The sequence below is a fragment of the Ferrovum myxofaciens genome, assembly GCF_000735045.1.
Lineage (GTDB): Bacteria > Pseudomonadota > Gammaproteobacteria > Burkholderiales > Ferrovaceae > Ferrovum > Ferrovum myxofaciens.
Genome location: NZ_JPOQ01000242.1, coordinates 1 through 759, shown reverse-complemented (window position 1 = coordinate 759; position 759 = coordinate 1). Strand labels below are relative to the sequence as shown.

General features: G+C 50.5%; 1 protein-coding gene and 1 pseudogene. One reads left to right on the top strand and one right to left on the bottom strand.

Annotation, left to right across the window (positions count from 1 at the left end):
* Positions 1–439: N-acyl amino acid synthase FeeM domain-containing protein (locus tag IV91_RS19265; RefSeq protein WP_233418481.1), on the top strand; the 439-nt coding region annotated here is incomplete at its 5' end.
* A gap of 135 nt (positions 440–574) precedes the next feature.
* Here the strand turns inward: IV91_RS19265 and IV91_RS16100 are convergent.
* A pseudogene (locus tag IV91_RS16100) lies at positions 575–759 on the bottom strand (IS701 family transposase); the annotation flags it as partial.

Below are 759 nucleotides of genomic sequence, written 5' to 3'. Positions count from 1 at the left end.
ACGCCTTGCCATCAACTCAGACGCCTGCAACCGACATATACTGCCCGAGTTATTTTATATCGCCTATTTGTACCTTCGTACCAAGTGCAACTGTTCAATGGGAGTTTTAGAAGTCAATCCACGTCACGCAAAATACTACGAAAAAAAACTTGGATTACACCCTATCGGCCCCACGAGACATTGCTCTCGGGTAAGCGCACCGTCAGTCCTGATGAATGCCGACTTTACCCATCTTGAAGATAGGGTAAAGTCGGCATTCATCAGGAGAACATTGCACGACAAGTCCCATTCGCCGCATTTCTTCTCTAACAGCCATGCCTTGACCCTACCCAGATCCCTGGAAGCAGGGGAATTTAATCATGCCATACCCCCCCATGAGAGTCTCTCTATGACGGTTATCTCATGTCTTGGTTTGGCCCGAAGTATTGCTTTAGATTGAAGTGGACCCCTGTGTCAAGACAACTGAACTTTAGACATTCGCCTCTCCCAGCCACCCAGGATTTTCCTTGGTGGTGAGGTGGAGAAAACACAAAAACAGGGCGATTCGACAATGACGGACAGGGGGTTGCGCGCATCAGCACTGCAATCGTTGATCCTGAGTGGGGAAAGGCATTACGAAATTCCCCGACTTCGGGTTGTCGCTGTGCGCACAAGGTGAGGCATGGCGTACGGGAAGTCCGATAAATTGGATGCGCATCCACTGACCGAAAAGTCCCGCCGTGATCATTGCTCCCTTGCGCCAGGGCGCGATTTCCATCA